This window comes from Paenibacillus cisolokensis (assembly GCF_018403665.1).
GTDB classification, from domain to species: Bacteria; Bacillota; Bacilli; order Paenibacillales; family Paenibacillaceae; genus Paenibacillus_AH; species Paenibacillus_AH cisolokensis.
Genome location: NZ_BOVJ01000176.1, coordinates 1 through 9,806, shown reverse-complemented (window position 1 = coordinate 9,806; position 9,806 = coordinate 1). Strand labels below are relative to the sequence as shown.

9 protein-coding genes and 4 pseudogenes are annotated in these 9,806 nt (G+C 58.0%); 2 read left to right on the top strand and 11 right to left on the bottom strand.

What is annotated here, in order from left to right; translation table 11 throughout:
* Positions 1-6: 6 nt before the first annotated feature.
* The 4 genes and pseudogenes from PACILC2_RS22220 to PACILC2_RS22200 all read right to left on the bottom strand — a co-directional run.
* Positions 7-327, bottom strand: a pseudogene (locus PACILC2_RS22220) (ThuA domain-containing protein); the annotation flags it as partial.
* Positions 328-377: 50 nt separating this feature from the next.
* On the bottom strand, positions 378-857 hold the full coding sequence (locus PACILC2_RS22215; RefSeq protein ID WP_201024073.1) for a DUF456 domain-containing protein: 480 nt from the start codon (positions 855-857) through the stop codon (positions 378-380).
* A 6-nt stretch (positions 858-863) separates the two neighbouring features.
* Positions 864-1,585, bottom strand: a pseudogene (locus PACILC2_RS22210) (Cof-type HAD-IIB family hydrolase).
* A 143-nt stretch (positions 1,586-1,728) separates the two neighbouring features.
* Positions 1,729-2,760, bottom strand: coding sequence for a Gfo/Idh/MocA family protein (locus PACILC2_RS22200; protein WP_213530907.1), 1,032 nt, complete (start codon positions 2,758-2,760; stop codon positions 1,729-1,731).
* A gap of 225 nt (positions 2,761-2,985) precedes the next feature.
* Here PACILC2_RS22200 and PACILC2_RS22195 point away from each other — a divergent pair, with 225 nt between their 5' ends.
* Together PACILC2_RS22195 and PACILC2_RS22190 are read left to right on the top strand one after the other, a co-directional pair.
* On the top strand, positions 2,986-3,552 hold the full coding sequence (locus PACILC2_RS22195) for an RNA polymerase sigma factor (RefSeq protein WP_213530905.1): 567 nt from the start codon (positions 2,986-2,988) through the stop codon (positions 3,550-3,552).
* Complete coding sequence (locus PACILC2_RS22190) at positions 3,530-4,243, top strand: hypothetical protein (RefSeq protein WP_213530903.1); 714 nt, start codon at positions 3,530-3,532, stop codon at positions 4,241-4,243. The genes PACILC2_RS22195 and PACILC2_RS22190 overlap by 23 nt, the downstream gene beginning before the upstream one ends.
* Before the next feature lie 362 nt (positions 4,244-4,605).
* Here PACILC2_RS22190 and PACILC2_RS27470 read toward each other — a convergent pair whose 3' ends face one another.
* The 7 genes and pseudogenes from PACILC2_RS27470 to PACILC2_RS22160 form a co-directional block, all read right to left on the bottom strand.
* Positions 4,606-5,208: a sensor histidine kinase gene (locus PACILC2_RS27470; protein WP_244863744.1), complete on the bottom strand. Its 603-nt coding sequence runs from the start codon at positions 5,206-5,208 to the stop codon at positions 4,606-4,608.
* On the bottom strand, positions 5,166-5,741 hold the full coding sequence (locus tag PACILC2_RS27465; protein WP_244863743.1) for a histidine kinase dimerization/phospho-acceptor domain-containing protein: 576 nt from the start codon (positions 5,739-5,741) through the stop codon (positions 5,166-5,168). The genes PACILC2_RS27470 and PACILC2_RS27465 overlap by 43 nt, the downstream gene beginning before the upstream one ends.
* Positions 5,738-6,411, bottom strand: a pseudogene (locus tag PACILC2_RS22180) (response regulator transcription factor). The gene PACILC2_RS27465 and the pseudogene PACILC2_RS22180 overlap by 4 nt, the downstream one beginning before the upstream one ends.
* A gap of 34 nt (positions 6,412-6,445) precedes the next feature.
* Positions 6,446-8,200 carry an ABC transporter ATP-binding protein gene (locus tag PACILC2_RS22175; protein ID WP_213530913.1) on the bottom strand — a complete coding sequence of 585 codons (1,755 nt, stop codon included), beginning with the start codon at positions 8,198-8,200 and terminating at the stop codon, positions 6,446-6,448.
* A gap of 271 nt (positions 8,201-8,471) precedes the next feature.
* The gene (locus PACILC2_RS22170; RefSeq protein WP_062491490.1) at positions 8,472-9,293 is read right to left on the bottom strand and encodes a DUF817 domain-containing protein; all 822 of its coding nucleotides are present in this window, start codon (positions 9,291-9,293) and stop codon (positions 8,472-8,474) included.
* Between the two features lie 82 nt (positions 9,294-9,375).
* Positions 9,376-9,591 (bottom strand): helix-turn-helix domain-containing protein, encoded by a 216-nt coding sequence (locus tag PACILC2_RS22165; protein WP_062491488.1) that lies wholly within the window; start codon positions 9,589-9,591, stop codon positions 9,376-9,378.
* A 10-nt stretch (positions 9,592-9,601) separates the two neighbouring features.
* Positions 9,602-9,806, bottom strand: a pseudogene (locus PACILC2_RS22160) (DUF2975 domain-containing protein); the annotation flags it as partial.

The window sequence follows — 9,806 nt, the reverse complement described above, 5'->3', positions numbered from 1 at the left end:
TCAGCTTTTTGAAATTTTCGAAAAATGCCCGGAATGAAGCACGATCAGCCCCATCCCTTCCAACACGCGCTGGTGAACCCGCTCGACAATCGCGTCGTCGACCTTGTCATGACCGATATGTCCCCACCAGATGAGCACATCGGTCGCGTTCAGCCGCTCTTCGGTCAGCCCGTGCTCCGGCTCGTCCAGCGTCGCCGTGGCCACCTCGAAGCTCTCGTTCGCGATCCCGTCGGCGATCGCTTGGTGAATGCCGTTCGGATATACTTTCGTTACCTCTTCGTGAGCCTTCTCATGCAGAAATTCGTTCCATACGGTCACTCTGATCATAGTTATTTTGCTCCTTTGCGCATTGATTCGGTTACCAGCCAACCATTACATTAAAACACCCAGATGAGGAACGCAACGATCATGACAAGCTGCAGCACAATTTTGACGACGACGCCGGAGAACAGGCCGACGACCGAACCGAAGCCGACCTTGGCCGACTTGTTCAGGTCGCTGCCGGCGATCAGTTCGCCGATGACGGCGCCGAGAAACGGGCCGATGAGCAGGCCGAACGCCGGAATGACGAACGGGCCGATCAGCACGCCGATCGTGCTGCCGACGACCGAGGCCCGGGATCCGCCGTACTTCTTGACTCCCCAGGCGCTGACCGCGTAGTCGGCGATAAAGAGCACCGCCAGAATAACGGTCTGGATCGCCCAGAACCAGAAGCCGAACGGCTCGAACGACACCATGAAGCCGTATACGAAGAAAGCGGCGTAAATCGCCAACGCTCCGGGCAAAACCGGGTAAATCGCGCCCGCCATCCCGATCGCAAACAGCAGAACGACAATGATCCATGCCGCGATTTCCACGAGCCGTCACCCTTTGAGCACGTATTCGCGAATCACATGCGCCACGCCGTCCTCTTCATTCGTCAGCGTAACGACGTCCGCGGCCGCCTTGACCGCTTCCTGGGCATTGCCCATGGCCACGCCGAGTCCGGCTTCGCGAATGGCCGCGATGTCGTTCAGGCTGTCGCCGACGGCGACGACCTGCGACATGTCCAACCCGAGCAAGGCGCATAACTCGCGCAGGCCGGAAGCTTTGGTGACGCCCTTCGGATTGATCTCCAGATTCAAGGGGGAGGAGTTCGTAATTTCCAGGGAGCCCCACCCGGCCAGTTCCTCGCGAATCCGCGTCAGCGTAGGCTCATGCTCGGTGTGGTAACCGAACTTGAGCCAATGGCGCGAATCGTAGCCCTCCTCGGGATCGAACCATTTTTCTTTGTTGTACAAGCCTTCGACGGAATAGGCCCAGTACCAGACTTCCGGATGCTCGAGCGCGATGCGGTGCATTCTTTCGATATCGGCCGGATTGAGCGTCGAACGCCGGTGCAGCACATGCGGCTTGCGCCATACTTCGCCGCCGTTGACGGTAATCATCGGCGTGTCGAGCTGAAGCTGCGCCGCAAACGGCAGCACATTCTGCACCCCCGGCCGGTCGAGAAGCATACGATAACGCCAGCGTCCAGTGCGTCGTGGATCGCCTTCTCGTTTTCCTTGCTGATCTCGATTCGATCGTTCAACAACGTTCCATCCATGTCCAGAGCGACGAGTCTATAATCTCCCATGTCCGCCTCCTAATATACCAATATGGCCATTTTAGCACATTTGCGGCGGATTCCAAACGCCTGGTTGGAAGTTTTGTCCTTCGGACGGAACGTTGCCGCCAAAGACCGCGGATTTACCGTTGCAACAGCTCCTCGATATGCACTTTGCGGCCGGTGCGGGCGCTTTCCAGCGCGCCGAACACCATCGCGATGCTTTGCAGATTGTCCGCGCAGTCGGTTTCCGCCGGACGGCCTTCCTCGAGCGCCGCGAACATCTCGTCGAGACAGCCGGCATGCCCTTCACGGCCTTTCCAGTCGATGGCGGCTTCGATCCGTTCCGTCTCGCGGATGAAGCCGTCCGCGTTCGGACGCACCCGCTCGGCAAACACTTGCTCATGGCCGTCCCATATCGCGGTTCCTTCGCTGCCTGCAACGCGCCAGCTTGCTTCCCAGGAGGTCGGAGCGCCTTGCGCGCACCAGGAGCCGCGGTAGTCGAACACCGAACCGTCGGACATTTCAAAGATGCAGAGCGCCGATGCGTTCCCTTTGTACCAGGAGCCGGGCGGATTGAACTCGTGGCAGTACACCGCCACCGGATCGGCCCCGCTGATGAACCGGGCCTGATCGAACGTGTGGATCGCCATATCGAGCAGCAGCGGGCTCTCCATTTCGTCACGAAATCCGCCGAATCGCGGGCCGACGAAGAAGTCGGCGGCGATCAGTCCCGGCTTTCCGATCGCGCCCGACGCGATCAGTTCGCGATACGCCCGGATCGAACGCAAATACCGGCGGTTCTGCATGACGTTAAACGCCAGCCCGCTCTCCTTCGCCGCCGCGACCATCGTCCGGGCGTCGCGCAAGTTGGCCGCCAGCGGCTTCTCGCCGAACACATGGCAGCCGGCCTTAAGCGCCGTCATGCAAACGTCGTAATGGCTGTCCGGAATCGTAATGTCGAACACGATGTCCGGTTTCGTCTGCCGGATCGCCTCCGCCAAATGGGTGAACACCGGCACGTCCAGCCCGTGGCGCGACGCCATCTCCCGGGCGGCTTGCTCGCGGATGTCCACAAGCCCCGCAATTTCGGCGCCGGTCCGTTCGGCCGCATAGCCGACCCATTGATTGGCCATGCCGCCGCATCCGGCGACGATGATTTTCCAGTTTGCCATTGCTGATCCCTTCCTCTCCCGCCGCGTATGCGCGCAGGTTTGATCGAATAGATGGCTGACCCCATTATAAGCCGAAAATCGCTTTCGCACCGTAGCCGAAGTTGCTTATTTATTATTATATTTTGTCCGGGCCGGACAGCCCGGATGTCACAATACCGCGCTGTGCCGAAGTCTTATATACCGAATCCGTTATTTTTGACGGATAATAATGGAAACGGGGAGGTGATGGCCATCGGGATCGAGGAATGGATCGAACGGGCGAAAGCGGGGGACCCGGAGGCGTTCGAGCCGGTCATCCGGATGACCCAGCAGAAGCTGTACCGCTATTGCCGCTTCGTCCTGATGGACAATCAGGAAGCCGAGGACGCCGTACAGGACATTCTGTTCAAAGCGTACCGCCACCTGGGCTCGTACCGCGGCGGGAACGCCATGTCCTGGCTCTACAAAATCGCCGCCACTCACTGCGCCACGCTGCTCCGAAAGAAGGGGCGGCGGGAGCGGCTGATGTCGATGCTCAGCGCCATGAGCGGCGGAACGGAGAAAAGCGCGGAGCAGGCATTCGCCGATTCCGCCGGCGTCCGGCTGGACTGGCTCGGGCGATTGTCGCCGGCGGAGCGGGAAATCGTCGTGCTGCGGGTGCTCGCCGATATGCCTTTCGAGGAGATCGCCCGAGTGGCGGGCATTCGTCCGGCAGCCGCGCGCAAACGCTACGAACGGGCAAAATCGAAGCTGCAGCAAAATTATTCAAAAGTCCGGGAGGTTGTTTATCATGAACGGGGATATGAATGTTGAACGAAAATTGCGCCATGTTTTCGAACGTTCGGAAGGGGAAGCGATCGACGTTACCGAACGGGTGATGGAACGGATTCGCCGGCATGACTCCGGGCGCCAATCCCGCACCCGGCATACCGCCGGCCGCAAGCTGCTGCCGGCCGCCGTCGCCGCGGCCCTTGCGTTCGGCGTCGTCTCGGCAAGCGCCAGCGGGCTGCTCGATTTCAGCTGGGAGGGAATCGGGATCAGCATTCAAAACGACGGAGAGAACCGGTACCATTCGGGGGACACCCCGCTTGTCGAGCAATTGGAGCAAGCGCTGGCGGCCGGAGCCGATACGTGGAAAGTGCTTGAGCCGGCCGAATTTGCGAAAGCTGCGGACTTTGATGTGATCGAACCGGCCCCCGCCGATGCTGGTCTGAAGCTGACGCAATCGTACGGCGTCGTGCCGATCGACCCCGATTACCGGGTGAAATCGTCCGAAGAACGGTGGCTCGGCGGGTATTACGATATTTACGAGGACGGAGAGGATTGGGTCGTCGCCAGGCAGCAATCGGACACCCACATGACGGATGCGGCGAACGGCAAAACGGCCCTGTCGCTCACCTATGGGGACGGACCATGGGAACGGGTGGAGTTGAGCGGCGGCGATTTCGCCGTATTCGTCGCCAGCGACGACGGCAAGGAAAACTTGCTGGAAGTGAAAAATTGACGAAAGACCGGACCGTCGTCTCGTTGTCGTTCCACGGCAACATCTCCAAGGAGCGGATGATCCGTCTGGCGGAATCCTATCAAGCGAAGTAAGAAACAAAAAAGGAGCAGCTGTCCGCAGACGAGAGGGGACCGGACGGCTGCTCCGCTATTGTCTGTCGTTTTTCGGCCAAAGTGACGTATCGGGCCCAGGCACTGCGTTCAGGATTCCGGCGAGCGGTCCATATCCGCGGATGTTGCTGCGCTCGCCGGTTATCCGCTCTTCGGCAGACTGCCAAAGCATCTCAAGCTTGCGGCGGGGCTAATTCCATTGGAACTCATCGGCGAAAAGCGAATCCGGACCGGAAATACGTGTGGCGAACGTCATCTGTCACGCCTGTCTTCTTCCCCGCGCGCCTGCCCGCTTTCGTCCGGGCGTTCCGTTCGGGCCTTGAGCGGCAGCGTGACCGCAAACCGCGTTCCTTGGCCCGGCTCGCTCTCGACGCGGATCGAGCCCCGATGCTTCTCCACGATGGCGTGCACGATCGACAATCCGAGCCCGCTTCCGCCGGCCGCGCGGCTGCGCGCTTTGTCCGCCTTGTAAAACCGTTCGAAGATCCGTTCCCGATCCGCCTCCGCAATTCCGATGCCGGTATCTTCGATAAACACCGTAACGCCGGCGCCGTCGTCCGACGTTTCGGCGCTTGCTTTGACCGTGCCGCCGGCAGGCGTAAATTTTACCGCATTGTGCAGCAAATTGAACCACACCTGGCTGAGCAGTTCCTCGTCCGCTTCGATCACAATGGCGGGCACGTCGATTTCCATCTCCAGCGAACGCGCCAGCCACTGCGGCTCCAGGGCGAGCGCGACCTGCCGCAATTGCGCGTCAAGCCGGTATGACCGAGGCTCGAACGGATGATATTCCGAATCGAGCGACGTCAGCTTCAGCAGATTGTCGCTGAGGCGCGAAAGCCGCTTGCACTCCATCTCGATAACGGATAAATAATGGTTTTTTCCTCGGCGGTCAGCCGGTCGCTCCGCAGCGCCTGCGCGAAGCCGCTGATCGAGGTGAGCGGCGACTGAAATTCATGAGAGACATTCGATATGAATTCCTGCCTAAGCTCCTCCATCTGCTTCAGATTTTGCGCCATCGTATTGATGCTGTCCACGAACGGGCCCAGCGGTCCCATCTCCCGGGATCCTTCCAGGCTGACGTTAAAATCGCCTCTGGCGATCCGCTCCAACGCCTGGGTTATTTTGTTCCAGAACGCTTCCTGCTTGGGCCTCGACAGCCGTCCGAAGATGAAGGCGGTCAACAAAACCAGACCTAAGCCGAGCAAGCTCGTCAGCACGACGTTCAAATAGCCGGAAGGCCGGAAGCCCGCCATCCGGTAGAAGGCGGCCGCAGCCGCATAAGCTGCCGATACGTACAGCGTCCAGCCTCCGATCATAACGACGGCAATCGCGATGACCCGCAGCCAAAGCTTCTCCTCCAGGGCAATCTTCCATTTCGCTCTCATTGGCCAGCCTCCAGCCGGTAACCGAGCCCGCGTACCGTTCGAATTTTGACGGACGGGTCCCATTCCGCCAAACGGTCGCGAAGCCGGTTGATATGCACGTCGAGCGTCCGCTCGTTGCCTTCGAAATCGATTCCCCAGATGTCCTCGATCAATCGTTCGCGCGGCACCGTTCGACCGGCATGAACCGCCAGCTTGAACAACACCTCGAATTCCTTGAGCGGTATCGCCACCCGCTGCCCGCCGACCGCAACTTCGCAGGTTTGCCTGTCCAGCACGATCGCGCCGACAGCGGCCGTCTGCGATACGGCAATCCGGTAACGCTTCAGCAGCGCCTTCGTCCGCGCGACCAGCTCCGCCGGCTCGAATGGCTTTACCATATAGTCATCGGCTCCGAGATCGAAGCCGCGAATTTTATGAGCGGTCTCGCCTTTGGCCGTCAGCATGAGCACCGGGAAGTCGCCGAAACGGCGGATTTCTTCGCACAGCTGCCAGCCGTCCATCTCCGGCATCATGACGTCGAGCACGGCCAGATCGATTTTCTCCGACTCCAGCAGTTCCAACGCCTTCTTCCCGTTCTCCGCCTCGAACACGCGAAAGCCTTCTCTTTGCAGAAAATACGTACAAGCTCCCTTATATGTTCATCGTCATCCGCAACCAGAATGGCCGGCATTCCCATCGCTCCTTTCATCGCCGTATCGCGGCGTCTAACTGGCGGCCGAATCGTCCAGCTTCAATTGGCGGTCGGCAAACTCGCGGTACGTCGCGTGCGAGCGGTACAGCTCGTCATGCGTGCCGATGCCGGTAACGCGCCCTTTATCCAGAAAGACGATCCGGTCCGCATCTGCGACCGTGGCCAGCCGGTGGGCGATAATAATCGTGGTTCTGCCCGCCATCAAATTCGATAACGCCTGCTGGACAACGGCCTCCGACCGGCTGTCCAGACTGGAAGTCGCCTCGTCAAGCATTAAAATATCCGGGTTGCGCAGCAGCGCCCTTGCGATCGCGATCCGCTGCCGCTGGCCGCCCGAAAGCTTGATGCCCCGTTCGCCGACTTCGGTATCGTACCCTTCCGGCAACTGGCGGATGAACTCGTCCGCGTAAGCCAACCGCGCCGCCTCCTCCAGCTCCCGGTCCGATACGATCCGATCCACGCCATAGCCTATATTTTCCCGGATCGTCCCCGCTATAATCGGGCATTCCTGCGATACATAGCCCAGCTTGCGCCGCCACGCCGACAGCGCATACGTCTCGATCCCGCGTCCGCCGAAGCGTATCGCGCCTTCGTCCGGCGCATAGAACCGCTCCAGCAGCGAAAATAAGGTCGTCTTGCCGCTGCCGCTCGGCCCGACGATAGCCGTCTTCTTGCCATGCTCGATCGTAAAGCTGACATTTTTCAACACCGGTTCGTTCGCCTTGTAAGCGAACGATACGCGGTCCACCTCGATCGTTCCGGCCTCCGGCACGTTCCGTTCTCCGCTCTCCAGATCCTCCTCCTCGGATTCCAATATTTCAATAATACTTTCCGTCGCCCCTTTCGCCTTCTGAAGCTGCGTGAAAAAATGCGTTATTTGCGTGAGCGGCATGACGATCTGAAACAAGTATAAAATAAACGCGACCAATTCGCCCGCCGTAATCGCGCCGGCCGACACCTGCGCCCCGCCGTAGCCGATTATCGTCACGAGCAGCAATAAAATCACGAACGAGACGAGCGGCGAAAGAACCGCCTGCGCCCGCCCTTCCCGGCGCCCGAACCGGAACAGCTTCTCGATGCCGTCGGCGCCCTGAACGTATTCGACCGGCTCGGAGCCGGATGCCTTGACGAGACGGATTTCCGACAGCACGCGGTTCAACACCGCCGTGAACCGGGCCGTCTCCTCCTGCATCCCTTTGGAAATGCGAAACATCGCTCTGCCGACCGGCATCATCATGAGCGCCGTTACCGGAAAGACGAGCAGCATAATCGCCGTCATCCGCCAATCCATCGTCAGCATAATCGCCAGCGCGCCCGCAACGGACAGAATGCCCGTGCAGAAGCTGGCGAAATGCTCGGCGACAAGCCCTTTCACGACGGCCGTATCGTTCGTCATGCGGCTGATCGTCTCCCCGGTCTTATGCCGGTCGAAGTAAGCGACGGGCAGCGCGAGCATTTTGCGCCACAGCCTTTCCCGGATCGCCGCCACGACGCGGTTGCCGCCAAGATTCAGCATGTAGACGGACAAGCCTCCGGCAATCGCCTGAGCCAGAAAAACCGTTCCCAATGCGACGATTTGCTTTCGATCGAGCGACGCGGCGGAAAAACCGTCGACCAGATCTTTCGTAAACAGCGGAAGAATCAGGCCCGCGAGCGTCGTCATAACGCTCAGCAGCAATGCCGTAAGGAGCAGCAGCTTCGGCGGCTCCGCCTGCAAAATGAGATTCCAAAGCCGGCGCCAGCTTCCCGGCTTATTCGATGCTTCCATCATGTCAATCAACCTTTCCCTTGCATGGCGCTTGTTTTATTCTCCGACGTTTACTATACAGGCCGGATGTAAACCAAAGTTAAACAAGGGCTTCCATTCAGATCGTGTTGAACACAAAAAAGCCCGACTGAACATAAGCCGGCCGGGCATAAGGGCAAGCTTCATACACCCTCCGAAATTCTGTTTTCAAAAAGGGAAAACGGCTAACGATCACTTTGAACATGATTGGCCGCTACCCAATCCATATAGCTTAGAATTTACTCGGTTGATATTAAAATTCCGGACTAGTGGAGTTACGGCTATCTTTTCCAACCTCTGTTCGCTGCTCCTTGACTTGTTTCAACGCGGCGACGATCAGAAAGCTGACGATGACAAGCAGAAGCCAGGAGCTGACCTTGCCTACATGGACGAGACGCCAGGTGTCGGATTGATTCGGGTATTCCCACGCACGAAAAAAGGTGGCGACGTTCTCCGCAATCCAAATAAAGAAGCCGATCAGCGCGAAGGAGAGGACAAGCGGCATCCGGTAGCGATGACGGCCGACCTCATAGGTAACCCAGGTTCGCCAAAATACGATCAGCACCAAGGCCGAAAGCCACCAGCGAATGTCGACCCAATAATGATGGGTGAAGAAATTCAGGTAGATTGAAGCGGCAAGCGGGGTAACCAACCAGAGTGGAGGCCATCGAACAAGGTCTACCTTCAGGCGCCGCCAGGCCTGGCACAGGTAGCTGGCCACGCTGGCATACATAAATCCGCTGTAGAGAGGGACTCCATTCACCTTCGTCCAGCCTTCTTCCGGGTACGACCAGGACCCCATGTGTACCTTGAACAGTTCCAGAGCCAAGCCAATCAGGTGGAAGACGGTGATAACCTTCAGCTCGTCGCGTGTTTCAAGACCGGAGCGCAGCATCCATACCTGCATGGCCAGGCAGATGACCAGCAGCCAGTCGTATCGGGGTAGCCAGGGAAGGGGAATGAGCTGTGTCAGAGCCAGTGATGCAAAGATGACCACAGGAAATACACAGGACAGCGCTTGCTGCCAGCCGAAGCGTACCAGCTGCTGCAGAGCATGCCATAAGCGTCTTTGCATAAGCTTCTCACCTTCTGAGTGGATTACACGAAACGGTTATATAGTAGCTCGCCTTTTATAAATTTGACTCACTTCAGAATCTTTAAGTGTCTTCGTCACTTTTATATTCTAAAATATCTCCAGGCTGACATTCTAAAGCCTTACAAATTGCCTCTAAAGTTGATAATCGAATTGCTTTTGCCTTTCCATTTTTCAATATGGAAAGATTAGCCATCGTTATTCCAATCCTCTCCGAAAGTTCTGTAACGCTCATTTTCCTTTTCGCCAGCATCACGTCAATATGGATTATAATCGCCATGTTATTCACCTCAGACCGTCAAATCATTCTCTGATTTTATATCAATAGCCTCTTTTAAAAGCTTTTGGAGAACGGCAGCAAAAACGCCAATCACCACGGAGGCAAAATCATGACCAATCCGATTACGATGATACCCGGGGCGTCGTCTGCTTCTGCCATGAGATAGAAGAGCGGCATGCCTGCCACATACAAGATGCTGATTGTGATTGCACAGT